The organism is Citrobacter freundii complex sp. CFNIH4 (genome assembly GCF_002934505.1).
Classification (GTDB): domain Bacteria; phylum Pseudomonadota; class Gammaproteobacteria; order Enterobacterales; family Enterobacteriaceae; genus Citrobacter; species Citrobacter freundii.
Genome location: NZ_CP026231.1, coordinates 2,305,710 through 2,320,483, shown reverse-complemented (window position 1 = coordinate 2,320,483; position 14,774 = coordinate 2,305,710). Strand labels below are relative to the sequence as shown.

Sequence of the window (14,774 nt, the reverse complement as noted above, 5' to 3'; positions counted from 1 at the left end):
GTGTATATGACACTCGCCGGGATTGTTTCTGGCGAGTGCTCTTCGCATAACTATTTATAATTATTGCTTTATTATTAACATTTGATTCTGTTACTTACTTCCGCTGTTGAGTAATACTCAAGTAATTGTTCATTTGTCCGATAATTTGCATATATAAAATACATTTATGTGTTAGCTTGTTTCATATGTTTGGATGATTATCAATCTCAGGGGCATTACCACTTAGTATGCAGGATCTTGATTTCTTCACCTGGCGACGGAGCATGCTGTTACGCTTTCAGGAAATGGCGACGGCAGAGGATGTCTATACGGAATTACAACAACAGACGCAGCACTTAGAGTTTGATTTTTACGCGCTCTGTGTTCGTCATCCGGTACCTTTTACCCGACCTAAAACGTCACTTCATACGACCTATCCCAAAGCATGGGTGGCGCATTATCAGTCCGAAAATTATTTTGCCATTGATCCGGTGCTGAAACCTGAAAACTTCAGTCAGGGGCATTTACCCTGGAACGATACTCTGTTTCGCGATGCGCAACCTTTGTGGGACGCCGCGCGCAATCACGGTTTACGCAAAGGGATGACGCAATGCTTAATGTTGCCTAACCGGGCGTTGGGTTTTTTATCTGTATCGCGTGCAAGTATCCGTAACAGTCGCCTTGCGAGCGATGAAGTGGAGCTCAGGATGCAGCTTCTGGTACGGGAAAGTCTGTCTGTACTGACGCGACTGGAAGATGACATGGTTATGGCGCCAGAGATGCGTTTTAGCAAGCGGGAAAAGGAAATATTGAAATGGACGGCTGAGGGGAAAACCTCTTCAGAGATAGCCATCATTCTGTCGATTTCTGAAAATACCGTGAACTTCCACCAGAAGAATATGCAAAAGAAATTCAATGCGCCAAACAAAACGCAGATAGCCTGTTATGCCGCGGCAACAGGGCTTATCTGAGTAAATTATCGTTCTGAGTGTCAGACGCAAAACCGGCTGAGAGCATTGCTATCAGCCGGTTTCTTATTACTGGCGGTAAGCTTGTTTAATTTGCTTAACCGTGTTGGAAAATACCGCAGCCTGTGATTGATCTTCAATCAGCGCGAGCTGTTTTTCCATTTTAAGAATCACGCGGCCTGCATCGGCTTGACCCATTGCCTGCAGCATCAGCGTTAACATGGCTTTCAGGCAGGTGACTTCATTGGCCAGTTCCTGGTTATTCTCAGCAGTGGAAAAGTCAGGCGTACTCATTTATTTTCCTCGTTATGTTTCAATGAAAAAGTGCGATGTCAAATCTTAAGGCGGCGGAGTATACCATAAGCGAGGCTAAAAATATCTGTGGTTGTTTTTTGCGCGGACCAATGTTGTGGACATTAAAATAAACAACATGTTGCAGTGCATATATTTTCTCCACATGTTGTTTATTTCGAGTATTTTCCTCGTTAATTATTGTTACAACTTTGACTGCCTGGTTTGCATTCAGCGAAGGAATATGATCTTTTTGTCACCATTATGAAACAGCTACACAGATATAACCGTGGCAAAAGGTTACCAGTACTGAAAGTTTCCACTCGTCGTACAATCTAATTTCCAAAAACGAGAGCAAAATCGAAAGTCGGGCGTTTTTTACATTTCAAAGTTGAGATAAAACCCGTTAACATAGGACCGATTAACTATCGGTAGCGTTATCCCTATTCTGGAGATATTCCTTTGATCAACGTTTTTCTTGTTGATGACCACGAACTGGTGCGCGCAGGGATACGACGCATTCTGGAAGATATAAAAGGCATAAAAGTTGTCGGCGAAGCGTGCTGCGGTGAAGATGCGGTAAAATGGTGCCGCTCAAATTCCGTTGACGTTGTGCTGATGGATATGAATATGCCCGGTATTGGCGGTCTGGAAGCAACCCGCAAAATTGCGCGTTCCACGGCAGACATTAAAGTGATCATGCTGACGGTACACACCGAAAACCCATTACCTGCAAAAGTTATGCAGGCAGGGGCTGCAGGGTATCTCAGCAAAGGCGCCGCCCCCCAGGAAGTAGTGAGTGCGATTCGTTCGGTTTTTTCCGGGCAACGGTATATTGCCTCCGATATCGCTCAGCAAATGGCGCTCAGCCAGATTGAGCCTGAGAAAACGGAAACCCCGTTTGCCAGTTTGTCTGAACGCGAGTTGCAGATTATGCTGATGATCACCAAAGGTCAGAAGGTTAATGAGATCTCAGAGCAACTGAATCTTAGTCCTAAAACGGTGAACAGCTATCGCTATCGAATGTTCAGTAAATTAAACATTCATGGCGATGTAGAGCTGACTCACCTGGCAATTCGCCATGGCCTGTGTAATGCGGAGACATTAGCAAGCCAGTGACAGATCAGTTTGATGCCAAAGCGTTCCTGAAAACCGTGACCAGTCAGCCCGGCGTCTATCGTATGTATGATACCGCCGGAACGGTTATCTATGTCGGGAAAGCGAAAGACCTGAAAAAAAGGCTTTCCAGCTACTTCCGTAGTAATCTTGCGTCACGCAAGACCGAAGCGCTGGTCGCGCAAATCCAGCAGATTGATGTCACGGTAACGCACACTGAAACCGAAGCGTTATTGCTTGAGCACAACTACATCAAGCTATATCAGCCGCGTTATAACGTATTGCTGCGTGATGATAAATCCTACCCCTTTATATTCCTTAGCGGCGATACCCACCCGCGTCTGGCGATGCATCGTGGGGCAAAGCATGCCAAAGGCGAGTACTTTGGACCGTTCCCTAACGGTTATGCGGTGCGTGAAACGCTGGCGCTGTTGCAGAAAATATTCCCTATCCGCCAGTGCGAAAACAGCGTTTATCGCAACCGTTCTCGACCTTGTCTGCAATATCAGATTGGCCGCTGTCTCGGCCCGTGTGTCGCGGGTCTGGTGAGCGAGGAAGAGTATGCTCAGCAAGTCGAGTATGTTCGTCTGTTCCTGTCCGGAAAAGACGATCAGGTATTAACACAGCTGATCACCCGCATGGAAAAGGCCAGCCAAAATCTCGAATTTGAAGAGGCTGCGCGAATTCGTGACCAAATCCAGGCCGTACGCCGCGTGACCGAAAAACAGTTTGTCTCTAACACCGGAGACGATCTGGACGTCATTGGCGTGGCGTTTGACGCCGGCATGGCCTGTGTGCACGTTCTGTTTATTCGCCAGGGTAAAGTGCTGGGCAGCCGCAGCTATTTCCCTAAAGTACCCGGTGGTACGGAACTGGGCGAGGTCGTCGAAACCTTTGTCGGGCAGTTTTATCTGCAGGGGAGCCAGATGCGTACCTTACCCGGGGAGATCCTGCTCGATTTCAATCTTAGCGATAAAACCCTGCTGGCAGACTCTCTGTCTGAACTGGCCGGACGGAAGATTAACGTGCAGACGAAACCGCGAGGGGATCGCGCGCGTTATCTGAAGCTGGCGCGGACCAACGCGGCAGTGGCGCTCACCACGAAACTTTCTCAGCAGTCGACGATTACGCAACGTCTGACGGCGCTGGCCTCCGTATTGAAGTTACCTGCGGTGAAGCGTATGGAGTGCTTCGACATTAGCCATACGATGGGGGAACAGACGGTAGCCTCCTGCGTGGTTTTTGATGCCAATGGCCCGCTGCGTGCAGAATATCGGCGTTACAATATTACCGGCATTACGCCGGGTGATGATTATGCGGCGATGAATCAGGTCTTACGTCGGCGTTATGGTAAGGCGATTGAAGAAAGTAAGATTCCGGACGTCATATTGATCGACGGCGGTAAAGGTCAGTTAGGGCAGGCGAAAGCCGTTTTTGCTGAACTGGACGTTCCCTGGGACAAACAGCACCCACTCTTGCTGGGGGTGGCAAAAGGGGCCGATCGTAAAGCCGGTCTGGAAACACTGTTCTTTGAGCCGGAAGGTGAGGGCTTTAGTCTGCCGCCGGATTCGCCTGCATTGCACGTTATCCAGCATATCCGCGATGAATCTCACGATCATGCGATTAGCGGGCATCGTAAAAAGCGGGCAAAAGTGAAAAGTACCAGCACGCTTGAGACCATCGAAGGTGTCGGGCCAAAGCGTCGCCAGATGTTGTTGAAATATATGGGAGGTTTGCAAGGTCTTCGTAATGCAAGTATCGAAGAAATTGCAAAAGTGCCGGGTATTTCGCAAGCTCTGGCAGAAAAGATCTTCTACTCGTTGAAACATTAGGCCCTCTGTAGCAACATAGGGGTAATTTCACTGACAACAGATAGTTATCCGTCATATGCAATTTAATATCCCTACGTTGCTCACGCTGTTTCGCGTCATCCTGATCCCATTCTTTGTATTGGCTTTTTACCTGCCATTCACCTGGGCTCCGTTTGTTTGTGCGCTGATCTTCTGTATCGCAGCGGTCACAGACTGGTTTGACGGTTTTCTGGCTCGCCGCTGGAACCAAAGCACGCGTTTTGGCGCCTTCCTCGATCCGGTCGCTGATAAAGTGCTGGTAGCTATTGCGATGGTACTGGTGACAGAGCATTACCACAGCTGGTGGGTGACGCTCCCCGCTGCAACAATGATTGCGCGTGAAATCATCATCTCTGCACTACGTGAATGGATGGCCGAACTGGGTAAACGCAGCAGCGTAGCCGTATCCTGGATTGGTAAAGTGAAAACCACTTCGCAAATGGCTGCACTGGCTTGGCTGCTGTGGCGTCCAAATATCTGGGTTGAGTATGCTGGGATCGCACTTTTCTTCGTCGCCGCGATACTGACTTTGTGGTCAATGTTCCAGTATTTGAGCGCTGCACGTGGAGATTTGCTTGATCAGTGATCGTTTCGACGCAAATTTCAGCAAACGATCGTTAGTGGTGAAAAATATCGTTGACTCATTGCGTCAGGTAAGTAGAATGCAACGCATCGAACGGCAGCACTGATTGCCAGACGATAACAAAATCAAGTGATTAACAAAGTTACTTGGTGATGCGGGAATAGCTCAGTTGGTAGAGCACGACCTTGCCAAGGTCGGGGTCGCGAGTTCGAGTCTCGTTTCCCGCTCCAAATTAGAGACATCGGCAATAGCGGATGTCGGCTGAAAAGCCAGAAGATTTCGGCGCGTTAGCAAAGCGGTTATGTAGCGGATTGCAAATCCGTCTAGTCCGGTTCGACTCCGGAACGCGCCTCCAATTTCTTCCCGAGCCCGGATGGTGGAATCGGTAGACACAAGGGATTTAAAATCCCTCGGCGTTCGCGCTGTGTGGGTTCAAGTCCCACTCCGGGTACCATGGGAAAGAACAGAATAATCAAAGCAATAAGCAGTGTCGTGAAACCACCTACGGGTGGTTTTTTTGTGCCTGTTTTTTACAAGCATAGAACTCACTATTGCACATCAATCTATCGCCGAATCGGCGCGTTAAACATAAAGCCCCCTCGGGCAGGGTTGTTGATAAAACCATCGCGGGCGGGATTATAGTTGTGGTCCTGGAAACCATTCATCAGGATGGGATCGCCAAAGTCATCCTGTATCGCCAGGTGTCTGTGGATTCGGTTTCGTGCCCTGAACGTGAAAACGAAATCATCCGTCCCGCCAATGATGATCACGCCATTACCGGCTCGAAGTGCCGCGCTTAACTCTTGCTCTCTGACGGCCTGGTTTTGTAACGCGCTGGATGTGGCAGAAGATGACGACAGCAACAGTAATATGAGAACGGCGCATGAAAATACCGATGGCAGTTTCATGATTAATACCTATTAAAAGTATGGCTATTAAAGTATAGCTTTATGTTGTCATCTCAACTAAAAAGAAAACCAATAATTTAAACCTGCTGCCCATACTGAGTCTGAGGGGCCGGAAGAGTAGTGCCGCGCAGTTAAGAACTATAATAAAAATAGTCGGCAGGTGATAACTCCTGTTTGCCAATCGCGCTGGTTCAGGGGGCAGCTATGAACATTTCATCTTCTCCGATAGTCATGTTCGCAGCATTGCTCACCTTTAGTTGTGCAGCATATTCGGTGGAAAAAGGGAATATCTTTTCGCAGAATGCCAGGTCTATGGATCCCATCGTATTTTCTCAACAGTCATTTAATAACGTGACGTCTTATCAGGTCATGATGCGCTCTTCGTCGCCATCCGATGAAAGCAAAATTATTCGCTATAGCTTTCAAAAGCCTGGGTATGTGCGGATGGATTTTACCCAACCGCATTCAGGAGCGGTGCTTATCTTTAATCCTGTCAGCGGTAAAGTGACGTTATGGCCATTTGGTGTGGGTTCTTTGCCCATTTTGCACCTGTCGCCTACTAATTCATTGATCCAGGATGAGCGTGGTCATCGGGTGGATCGCTCTGATATCGGCGTGTTGTTGGGCAATATTCGTCATCTGCAACGCGAAGGGACAATGACCACTGTTGGAAAGGAAAACCTTGCAGGACGGGCGACGACGCACGTATCTGTGGTTGGGCCTGGAACAATGGTGGTTGATGGTGTTCACCGCTATGACGTCTGGCTGGATAATTATCACGGACTCCCTGCCAAAGTGATCAGCTATGCGCCAGATGGGCAGCGATTAGAAACCGTGCTTCTGGATGCTATGGTCATTAACATCCGTTTTCCCGCCAATTTCTTCTCACCTTGAAGGAGGCTGTATTATGGCTGACTATCAGTTTTCCACCGTCTGGCGGGTTGAGGCTTCTATTCAGGAGGTATGGGATGTTTTTTCTCATCCCGATCAGTGGCCTGAATGGTGGGAAAGTCTGGAACGCATTGTTGAGATTAAAAAAGGTGATGTACAGGGCATTGGGGCGCTGCATCGTTATACCTGGAAAGGAGCGCTTCCCTATCGCTTAACCTTTGACATCAACGTGTTAAATATTCTGCCTTGCTCGCTGCTTGAGGGACAAGCCAGTGGGGCGGTAGAAGGGCGAGGAGTGTGGTATTTTTCTGCCAGTGGCGCTGAGACCATCGTCAGATATGACTGGAATGTTCGCACCACGATTCGTTGGATGAATTACCTGGCCCCGCTGGCGGCACCCGTTTTTCGCTGGAATCACGATACGGTCATGCGCGAAGGGGCCAGAGGGTTAGCCCGTAAGCTGGCAACGAATGTACATATATTTTGAGTTCAGTCAGGGTTGAGGATTAATTAGCGTCCTGATATTTAAAATTGCCTCCACTACTGATTAATAACTTAGCGATCTCAGGCAATTTCTTATCATACACGGCGGCATTTTGTAGGCCTGCCTTGCGCAGAAGTTCTAAGTTTTCACGCGATGCGTTATCCAGCGTTGGATCGGCGCCGTATAGTTCAGGCTGAATTCTGTAGTATTTAGAGTTTTTTACCGTTGAGGCAATTTGTTGCAGATAATACGCGGTCATCTGTGGCCCCCCCTCTAGCGCGATATCAATAGCCGGTTTTGCCCAGCCAAAGGGGCCCCAGTCCTTAACTTCGGAATAAGAATACCCCTGCAATTTCTTGCCGGTGCCCAATGAGACAATAATCATATCCTTAATGCCAGCGACATTACTGAATTTAATCGCTTCGGAATAGGCGCAGAGTGCCGGGTCGTTTGCCACCACACCGCCATCAACCAGGACAAATTTTTCGGGTACCGGGGGTAATGAATAAATACGCGCTGCCTCGAAATAGGTGGGAGCTGCTGAGGTACCCCGTAAAGCATCCCTGACCAGGAAGTCCCGATTCTTGGCGAGGGCGGAGTGTTGTTTGAAAATAACAGGAAGACGACTGCTCACGTCATAAGAAACAAAGCAGGTTGGTCTTAATAATTCACTGATTTTTGTTTCACCAAATGCTGTTTTTAATACCCTCTCCAGCTCCTTTGCAGAATATTTTTCATCGCTAGCACCACCCAGTGAACTGATTGTTTTCCAGACGCCGACATCAAAAATTTCATCCCCATCCTGAAGATAGAAATTGACGGCTTCCTGAGCGGAGAACTTGGGCTTTCCTTTCGCATCAGGGCAAACGTAAGCAGAACACAGAATGGCCCCGGTACTGGTACCGGCAACGAGATCGAAGTAATCCGCAATTCTGGCGGCAGGATTTTGTGATATATCCTGCAATTTCTTCTCCAGTGCCACAAGTAGCATACCCGGAAGGATGCCTCTGATCCCGCCACCATCGATAGACAGTATTCTCATTGCCATTTTTATGTCCTCCAAAGATAAGAAACGGGATTTAGGGGTAGGGTTGTTTCCGCTATGGCTGCAGTTAAATATAGACAGGATTTACGCTGAGTTTGTTTAATAAGAAGGGGGCTGGCAGATTGATATCCGCTCACTGCTGTACTTTTTTGCCTGTAAATGGCTTAATAGCGACCTTGTAGTATCTTATTTCATTCACAGTTAACAGGTCTGTTATTGATGAATAACCTCCATCGGCTCACCTTTTTATGTCAGCGTCTGTCTGCTGTGATGATCGTATACGGTTTTTACCTTCTTAGCCGTAGCTCAACTCTTACAACATGGACAGACAGCAATGCAACGTCGACAATTTCTCAAAAATAGCGTTCTCCTTTCGGCCGCCGGTTTAGTCGGTCCTGCGGTCATTAGTCAGACGGTTCACGCCGCTGAGCCATCCGTTGCACCAGTCGCGCGTCGGCGCTTTGTGTTATCCCAGACCTATAAACTTAACCCTCCTAAGGGCTCGCACGGTGTAGTAAAACTGTGGATCCCGCTTCCTGTAGATACCGCGTTTCAACAAATGATGGCGCTTGCCTTTAGCGGAAACTATAAGCAAGCGTATGTCACCACTAATAATACTTATGGCGCGAAAACGCTGTTTGCCACCTGGCCTGACTCGCAGGGCGAACTGTTGATTAACGTTGATATCGACATTGAAACCGCCGACTGGGAACCGCTGAAGCAGGACGCGTTGAAAACCTGGCAAGCGCCGGAGCAGATTATTTACCCGCTGGATGTAAAACCGTACCTTTTGCCGACGGCACATACCCCAGTTGATGGGCTGGTTCTGGAAACCGCACGTAAAATCACCGGTAATGAGCAGGATCCGCTGAAAAAAGCACGCCTGATTTACGAGTGGGTGAGTAGCCATATGGAGCGCGATAACGACGTTATCGGCTGCGGCACGGGGGATGTAGCGGAGATCTTAAAAAGCGGTAAGCTCAAAGGAAAATGCACCGACATGAGCTCCGTTTTTGTGGCTCTGGCGCGGGCCAGCGGCATTCCGGCGCGCGAACTGTTTGGTATCCGTCTGGGCAAAGCCAATAAGCTCGAACGTTACTCGAAAAGTGCTTTTGGCAAAGCAGACAGCGCAGGCGTTGCTGATGTGAGCGGTGGGCAACATTGTCGTGCCGAGTTCTATCTGGCCGGTTACGGTTGGTTACCTTGCGATCCTGCTGATGTGACCAAAATGCGTCTGGCAGAGAAAAAATCGCATCAGGACGCCGATGTCCAGGCGGTAAACACTTACCTGTTTGGTAACTGGGAAATGAACTGGGTTGGATTCAACTACGGGCGTGATTTCGAGCTATATCCGGCAACGGAGCAGGGAGCCATGAACAACTTTGGCTATCCTTACGCTGAAGTCGATGGCGATCCGATCAATTTCTACGATCCTAAAGCGTTCTCCTACAGCTATGTTGCCACAGAACAACGCTAAAGGGGCGGGACTCACCCTGTTGACGGCCGCGGTAGCTGCCGTCACCGCTGGCTTATGCTGCGTTGGACCGCTGCTCTACCTGCTGTTTGGTATTTCGGCGGCGAGCTTTGCTGTTTTCACCCAGTTTGAGTTTTTGCGAATTCCCTTGATGCTGGTGTCATTGGGCTTATTACTGCGCGTTTTCTGGCGGCTCTATTTCTCCAGGCGGCTGTGGTGCTCCGGGTGGCTAACTCTGAAGCAAGCGCGCGTTCTCTACTGGTGTGCGCTGGCGTTGATTTTGCCGGTGCTCTTTTATCCAACGCTTGTTGCCTGGTTTTATGAGGTATTTGAATGAAAATCTTCACATTAGTTGCATGCTTGTTGCTGCCGCTGTTGGCTCAGGCGACCAATCAAAAAGTGGTGCTGGATATACAAAATATGACCTGCTCGCTATGCGTTATTTCGGTCAATCAGGCGCTACGTGAAACCGACGGCGTGATTAAAGCAAAGTCCTCCCTAAAAACCCGACAAGCAGAAGCGATTGTGCCAGAAGGTTTCCCAACCGATACTTTACTTAACGCGGTAGCGAAAACGGGCTATACCGCAACGCTCAACCGCATTGAACAACAGTAAATCACCTGCGGGTGGTTTTATTGTGTTTTCCCGGTATGATGCCCGGCGGCTTCGTGTTCTCTTTTGTGTGTTAACTTCCGGAATTCCCCTCGTTTCCTGTTAACCTGAACAGGCGGCAACTGTATGCCGCATATGCCCATTTGTATCTGTTATCCCTCCAGCCATGTAGGATGATCACAGGCAAGATTTTTTGACTAAGGAAAAGCGTTATGAAAACGGGACCATTAAACGAGAGCGAACTGGAATGGCTGGATGATGTACTGACTAAGTACAATACAGACAAGGCTATTCTGGATGTGTCAGAACTGGATGGTTTGCTGACGGCGGTGCTGAGTTCACCGTATGAAATTGAACCAGAGCAGTGGCTGGTCGCGATTTGGGGCGGCGCGCAGTATGTCCCTCGCTGGTCCTCCGAAAAAGAAATGACGCGTTTCATGAACCTGGCGTTTCAACATATGGCGGATACGGCCGATCGTCTGGATGAATATCCTGAGCAGTTTGAGCCGTTGTTTGGTTTGCGTGAAATTGACGAGCATGAACTGACCATCGTTGAAGAGTGGTGCTTTGGTTATATGCGCGGCGTTGCACTGTCAGACTGGTCCGCGTTACCGGACACGTTAAAACCAGCACTTGAGGCTATTGCGCTGCACGGTACGGAAGAGAACTTTGCGGTGGTTGAGAAATTGACACCTGAGGCGTTTGAAGAGAGCGTCGATGCCATCCGCCTGGCTGCGCTGGACCTGCATGCTTACTGGATGGCGCATCCTCAGGAAACGCCGGTCAAAGTACCGGTGAAAGTGGATGCCAAAGTAGGGCGCAATGACCCTTGCCCCTGTGGCAGCGGCAAGAAATATAAGCAGTGCTGTTTGCATTAACAGAAAGGGGCGAAAGCCCCTTTGTTTTAACCCACTTCTGGTAGTAATCCTGCTGCAATAGAAAACTGTACTGCTATCACCACAATGCCGCACAAAAATACCAGTGCCAGCGCCGGAGCACCGCCGGCTACGCGGTAGTTGGCCTGCGGATTATGTTTTCTGCTCTGCCAGGCCAGCATCGAGGGAATGAGCAGCGCCAGCACAGCCAGGGCAACGCCCGCATACCCTAATGCCATGACAAAACCACGCGGATAGAACAGCGCGAATGCCAGCGGCGGCAGGAAGGTCACCACGCCGGTTTGCATTCTTCCCGCTACGGTATTGCGGCGCTGGAAGAGGTCGGCCAGGTAGTCAAATAATCCCAATGCAACGCCGAGGAAAGAGGTTGCCAGCGCGAGGTCGGCAAACAGATGTACCGCCAGTTCGACGTGCGGCGAAGCCACGACTTCACGCAATGCCTGCAATAAGCCGTTTAAGCCTGCGTGGTTGGCTAAAAGCCCCATGAACGTTGTCGAGTTAATGCTGCCAAGCGTCGCCAGTTGCCAGAAGATATAGGCGACCAGTGGAATAGCGCTACCCGTAATAAACACCCAACGCAGTTTACGGATGTTACCGTTCATATAGCTGACGATACTGGGAACACTGCCGTGAAAACCGAACGAGGTGAAGATGACCGGGATTGCGGAGAGCGCCAGCCCCTGTTGCAGCGGCAGCGTAAGCAGGTTCACTTTATGGATATGCGGCATTAACAGAGCCAGCATCGCCACCAGGAAGATTATCTTGGCGCTGAATAGCAGACGGTTGAATAGATCGACCAGCGAGGTCCCAACACAAACCACGCCACCGGCAACAAAGGTGAACAGCAGTACGCCTGTTGTCGGAGATATATTTGTTCCGGTCCAGTCGCTGATGCTGGAGGCCAGCAGTTCACCTGCACCACTGATGTACGCCGCCGTCAGGGCATACATTAAAAACATCATGCTAAAGCCCGTTATCCATTGTCCGTAACGACCAAGATAACGTTTTGCCAGTGTACCCAGCCCGGTGTCTGCCGGGACATGTTGATATACTTCAAGCAGCAGCAGCGCGGTGTAGCACATCAACGCCCAAAGACTGACTAACAATACCAACGTGACGCTAAACCCCACGCCTGCCGCAGCCAACGGCATTGCCAACATACCGGCACCAATCGTGGTTCCCGCCACGATAAAAATACTACCCAGGGTTCTGTTTTTCACGCTTTCCTCTGTCCCAGAGATAATCAACGGTTATATCTGCGGCGCAGGTTAAGGCAAAACGCTATGTTCGTCAAATCGCCGTTACAATGGTTGTACATTAATGTTTACGATGTTTTTGACCATTAAGATGTATAACAAATGACATTTATCTGCGGATAAACCTGCGTTAGCGCAAAGCAGCGCCGTGCGGTTCACATTAGGCTACGGTCTTTATTGAGGAGGTAGTATGGAATCTATTCACGGTCACGAAGTGCTCAACATGATGATTGAATCTGGCGAGCAGTATTCAAATGCCAGCCTTGAAGCGGCGATTACGGCACGTTTCGGCGAGCAGGCACGTTTCCACACTTGTTCTGCGGCAGATATGACGGCAGGCGAGCTGGTGGCGTTTTTAGCGGCGAAGGGAAAGTTTATTGCAAAAGAAGACGGCTTCTCTACGCACGAAAGCAAGATCTGCCGTCACTGATTTTAATGGGTAATGATGGCGGGTTGCCTTCATTACCCCAAAATATTAATTCTGCGTATCAAGCGTAGCCAGTTCTTTATCGATGAAATAAAGACCTTCGCCGCTTTTCCCTGCCAGCGACAGCTTATCAATAACAGATTTAAATAATTTCTCTTCTTCATGCTGCTCGGCAACATACCATTGCAGGAAATTAAAGGTTGGATAATCCTGGTGGGTCATTGCCGCGTGTGCCAACTCATTAATTTTCTGGGTGATCAGCTGCTCGTGTTCGTAAGTGACACGGAACAGTTCATCCAGAGACGCATATTCAGCAAAAGGGGAAGAAACGGTATTAATACGCGGCAAGCTGCCGGTATCGGTCAGGTAATCGAACAGACGCTGCATGTGCGTCATCTCTTCCTGAGCGTGACGGCGCAAAAACGCGGCGGCACCTTCGAAGCTGTGATAGCTGCACCACGCGCTCATCTGTTGGTAGAGCAGAGATGAATATAATTCAAGATTCATTTGCTCATTCAGTTGGTCGATCATTTCTGTTTTCAGCATGGTTCTGCTCCACAAACATTATTATATATTGACGTGGCGTCACTATAATTTGTTATTTAATTATTTGCAAAAGGTAAAATAATAAATTTATTTATTAAAAATGCGAATGGGAATAAAACGCATTAACGATATTAAGCGGGGGATATAAATAATAAAGTGGTAAAAGACCAGCAACAATGTGCTGGTCGGAAATATTAATAATTGAATGAGGGGGATTGCGATACCGCGACACCATGACACTGCCAGGCGAGTGTAATTTTGGTATTTAAGCACAGAGAGCCTGCATATACGCTGCAGGTTGACACCGGCTGACCAAACGCTTCAGCGCTGGCATAGCCCAGGCGCTGACACTCTTTGGTGGCTGTCCCTTGGGTAACGTAGTCATCGGTACGTGCTGTTTGTAACATGGCCTGATTATAAGTCAGGCGAACCACACCAGTGATGGCGCTGGCTTCGCTGACCTGTGCCTGTTTTGTAATTGTGCATCCTGTCAGCACGAGCGGCAAAAGCGCTAGGATAAAGGTCTTCATGAGATCGCTCTGAAAGTTCGAAGATACACTATCATGGCATACAGAGGCCCTCATCAATGGCTTGAATAGCCCGAAGATCACCTGTGATTAATCACAACGAGGTCATTCGTTTGAGGCAATTCTGAACTGTTCAGACAAGAATGTGAGCGCAACTTTGTTTTTTAAAACTAAATTTCATTAAATTTGAAAGTGTGATTGCAAAATAGTAATGTGGTTGAATGTTATGACTTTCAGCGGGCTACCGCAGCGCATTCAGGAGAGTACAGAATGAAAATTGCATTGATGATGGAAAACAGCCAGGCAAGCAAAAACGCCATCATCCATAACGAGCTTAAAGCCGTTGCGGATGAGAAAGGTTTTCCGGTCTATAACGTTGGGATGAGCGATGAAAATGATCATCATCTGACCTACATCCATTTAGGAATTATGGCCAGCATCCTGCTTAATTCCAAAGCGGTTGATTTCGTGGTCACCGGTTGCGGCACGGGCCAAGGGGCAATGATGTCACTGAATATCCATCCGGGTGTGGTGTGTGGTTATTGCCTCGATCCTGCAGATGCGTTCTTGTTCTCTCAGATCAACAACGGCAACGCGCTTTCTCTGGCATTCGCCAAAGGTTTTGGCTGGGGTGCTGAGCTGAATGTGCGCTATATGTTTGAAAAAGCGTTCACCGGACGTAACGGGGAAGGCTACCCACCGGAGCGTAAAGAGCCGCAGGTGCGTAACGCCGGTATTCTGAATCAGGTGAAAGCGGCTGTGGTAAAAGAAAATTATCTGGACACGCTACGCGCTATCGATCCTGAGCTGGTGAAAACCGCTGTATCAGGCCCGCGCTTCCAGCAGTGCTTCTTTGAAAACTGCCAGGACAAAGCAATCGAAGCGTTTGTACGCGAGGTAATTGGCTAAATCCTGTTGGCC

At 48.9% G+C, this 14,774-nt stretch carries 19 protein-coding genes and 3 tRNA genes; 15 read left to right on the top strand and 7 right to left on the bottom strand.

All coding sequences use genetic code 11. The features are described 5' to 3' along the window. The first annotated feature begins 227 nt into the window (after positions 1-227). The gene (gene sdiA / locus C2U41_RS12015) at positions 228-950 is read left to right on the top strand and encodes a transcriptional regulator SdiA (protein ID WP_003030480.1); all 723 of its coding nucleotides are present in this window, start codon (positions 228-230) and stop codon (positions 948-950) included. A 66-nt stretch (positions 951-1,016) separates the two neighbouring features. Here sdiA and C2U41_RS12010 read toward each other — a convergent pair whose 3' ends face one another. After that, positions 1,017-1,241, bottom strand: coding sequence for a DUF2594 family protein (locus tag C2U41_RS12010; RefSeq protein WP_003030482.1), 225 nt, complete (start codon positions 1,239-1,241; stop codon positions 1,017-1,019). A gap of 19 nt (positions 1,242-1,260) precedes the next feature. Next, positions 1,261-1,404 carry a hypothetical protein gene (locus C2U41_RS30135; RefSeq protein WP_418219448.1) on the bottom strand — a complete coding sequence of 48 codons (144 nt, stop codon included), beginning with the start codon at positions 1,402-1,404 and terminating at the stop codon, positions 1,261-1,263. Between the two features lie 296 nt (positions 1,405-1,700). On the opposite strand from C2U41_RS30135, the gene uvrY reads away from it, so the two are divergent. From uvrY to C2U41_RS11980, 6 genes are all read left to right on the top strand, one after another. Further along, complete coding sequence (gene uvrY / locus C2U41_RS12005; RefSeq protein WP_003030486.1) at positions 1,701-2,357, top strand: UvrY/SirA/GacA family response regulator transcription factor; 657 nt, start codon at positions 1,701-1,703, stop codon at positions 2,355-2,357. Continuing rightward, positions 2,354-4,186, top strand: a complete 1,833-nt coding sequence (gene uvrC, locus C2U41_RS12000; RefSeq protein ID WP_003030488.1) for an excinuclease ABC subunit UvrC — start codon at positions 2,354-2,356, stop codon at positions 4,184-4,186. The genes uvrY and uvrC overlap by 4 nt, the downstream gene beginning before the upstream one ends. A 55-nt stretch (positions 4,187-4,241) precedes the next feature. After that, positions 4,242-4,790: a CDP-diacylglycerol--glycerol-3-phosphate 3-phosphatidyltransferase gene (gene pgsA, locus C2U41_RS11995; protein WP_003030490.1), complete on the top strand. Its 549-nt coding sequence runs from the start codon at positions 4,242-4,244 to the stop codon at positions 4,788-4,790. 151 nt (positions 4,791-4,941) lie between these two features. Then, positions 4,942-5,017, top strand: a tRNA-Gly gene (locus C2U41_RS11990). A 51-nt stretch (positions 5,018-5,068) separates the two neighbouring features. Beyond that, positions 5,069-5,142 (top strand) — tRNA-Cys (locus C2U41_RS11985). A 12-nt stretch (positions 5,143-5,154) separates the two neighbouring features. Beyond that, positions 5,155-5,241, top strand: a tRNA-Leu gene (locus C2U41_RS11980). 109 nt (positions 5,242-5,350) lie between these two features. On the opposite strand, the gene C2U41_RS11975 is transcribed toward C2U41_RS11980, so the two are convergent. Further along, positions 5,351-5,695, bottom strand: coding sequence for a hypothetical protein (locus tag C2U41_RS11975; protein WP_103848431.1), 345 nt, complete (start codon positions 5,693-5,695; stop codon positions 5,351-5,353). Positions 5,696-5,899: 204 nt separating this feature from the next. Here C2U41_RS11975 and C2U41_RS11970 point away from each other — a divergent pair, with 204 nt between their 5' ends. Together C2U41_RS11970 and C2U41_RS11965 are read left to right on the top strand one after the other, a co-directional pair. After that, a complete protein-coding gene (locus C2U41_RS11970) occupies positions 5,900-6,589 on the top strand; it encodes a LolA family protein (RefSeq protein WP_048217380.1) in 690 nt (229 codons plus the stop codon). A 13-nt stretch (positions 6,590-6,602) separates the two neighbouring features. Continuing rightward, complete coding sequence (locus C2U41_RS11965; protein WP_003839113.1) at positions 6,603-7,073, top strand: SRPBCC family protein; 471 nt, start codon at positions 6,603-6,605, stop codon at positions 7,071-7,073. A gap of 19 nt (positions 7,074-7,092) precedes the next feature. Here C2U41_RS11965 and C2U41_RS11960 read toward each other — a convergent pair whose 3' ends face one another. Then, positions 7,093-8,118 (bottom strand): patatin-like phospholipase family protein, encoded by a 1,026-nt coding sequence (locus C2U41_RS11960; protein ID WP_103848432.1) that lies wholly within the window; start codon positions 8,116-8,118, stop codon positions 7,093-7,095. Between the two features lie 331 nt (positions 8,119-8,449). On the opposite strand from C2U41_RS11960, the gene C2U41_RS11955 reads away from it, so the two are divergent. The 4 genes from C2U41_RS11955 to C2U41_RS11940 all read left to right on the top strand — a co-directional run bounded on the left by C2U41_RS11955 (position 8,450) and on the right by C2U41_RS11940 (position 11,079). Continuing rightward, positions 8,450-9,592 (top strand): transglutaminase-like domain-containing protein, encoded by a 1,143-nt coding sequence (locus C2U41_RS11955; RefSeq protein WP_032936841.1) that lies wholly within the window; start codon positions 8,450-8,452, stop codon positions 9,590-9,592. Continuing rightward, a complete protein-coding gene (locus C2U41_RS11950) occupies positions 9,570-9,926 on the top strand; it encodes a mercuric transporter MerT family protein (RefSeq protein ID WP_048217381.1) in 357 nt (118 codons plus the stop codon). Before C2U41_RS11955 ends, C2U41_RS11950 begins: the two co-directional genes overlap by 23 nt. Next, the gene (locus tag C2U41_RS11945) at positions 9,923-10,204 is read left to right on the top strand and encodes a heavy-metal-associated domain-containing protein (protein ID WP_032936843.1); all 282 of its coding nucleotides are present in this window, start codon (positions 9,923-9,925) and stop codon (positions 10,202-10,204) included. The genes C2U41_RS11950 and C2U41_RS11945 overlap by 4 nt, the downstream gene beginning before the upstream one ends. A gap of 209 nt (positions 10,205-10,413) precedes the next feature. Further along, positions 10,414-11,079 carry a YecA/YgfB family protein gene (locus C2U41_RS11940; protein WP_003034581.1) on the top strand — a complete coding sequence of 222 codons (666 nt, stop codon included), beginning with the start codon at positions 10,414-10,416 and terminating at the stop codon, positions 11,077-11,079. 26 nt (positions 11,080-11,105) lie between these two features. On the opposite strand, the gene tyrP is transcribed toward C2U41_RS11940, so the two are convergent. After that, entirely contained in the window at positions 11,106-12,317 is a 1,212-nt protein-coding gene (gene tyrP / locus C2U41_RS11935; protein ID WP_003839123.1) for a tyrosine transporter TyrP, read from the bottom strand. Positions 12,318-12,543: 226 nt separating this feature from the next. On the opposite strand from tyrP, the gene C2U41_RS11930 reads away from it, so the two are divergent. Continuing rightward, positions 12,544-12,783: a YecH family metal-binding protein gene (locus C2U41_RS11930; protein ID WP_003034586.1), complete on the top strand. Its 240-nt coding sequence runs from the start codon at positions 12,544-12,546 to the stop codon at positions 12,781-12,783. 45 nt (positions 12,784-12,828) lie between these two features. Here the strand turns inward: C2U41_RS11930 and ftnA are convergent, their stop codons facing one another. Together ftnA and yecR are read right to left on the bottom strand one after the other, a co-directional pair. After that, positions 12,829-13,326: a non-heme ferritin gene (gene ftnA, locus C2U41_RS11925; RefSeq protein ID WP_003034588.1), complete on the bottom strand. Its 498-nt coding sequence runs from the start codon at positions 13,324-13,326 to the stop codon at positions 12,829-12,831. A 194-nt stretch (positions 13,327-13,520) separates the two neighbouring features. Beyond that, entirely contained in the window at positions 13,521-13,856 is a 336-nt protein-coding gene (gene yecR, locus C2U41_RS11920; protein ID WP_003034590.1) for a YecR family lipoprotein, read from the bottom strand. 267 nt (positions 13,857-14,123) lie between these two features. On the opposite strand from yecR, the gene C2U41_RS11915 reads away from it, so the two are divergent. Then, positions 14,124-14,762, top strand: a complete 639-nt coding sequence (locus C2U41_RS11915) for an RpiB/LacA/LacB family sugar-phosphate isomerase (RefSeq protein WP_003034591.1) — start codon at positions 14,124-14,126, stop codon at positions 14,760-14,762. Positions 14,763-14,774 lie beyond the last annotated feature (12 nt).